Origin of the sequence: Flavobacterium sp. FlaQc-30 (assembly GCF_044005885.1) — a bacterium.
Lineage (GTDB): Bacteria > Bacteroidota > Bacteroidia > Flavobacteriales > Flavobacteriaceae > Flavobacterium.
This window is the reverse complement of record NZ_JBIPCO010000043.1, coordinates 1-313: the sequence shown is the minus strand read 5'-3', so window position 1 is coordinate 313 and position 313 is coordinate 1. Positions and strand designations below refer to the sequence as shown.

Below are 313 nucleotides of genomic sequence, written 5' to 3'. Positions count from 1 at the left end.
TTACAATCGGACAGCCTGCTGCTGCGATAAACATTACAGAAAATTCTAAAACAGATGTAAAATGTTTCGGACAATTAACTGGAGCTATCGATTTGACTGTAACCGGCGGAACTGGAACATACACTTACTCTTGGAAAAAAGATACCAATGCAATTGCTGCAACTTCTCAGGATTTAACTGGAATTGGCGCTGGAACTTACGAAGTAACGGTAACAGATGCTAACGGATGTACTGCTGTTAAAACAATTACAATCGGACAGCCTGCTGCTGCGATAAACATTACAGAAAATTCTAAAACAGATGTAAAATGTTT

General features: G+C 38.7%; 1 pseudogene. It reads left to right on the top strand.

What is annotated here, in order from left to right:
- A pseudogene (locus tag ACHRV0_RS21665) lies at positions 1-313 on the top strand (hypothetical protein); the annotation flags it as partial.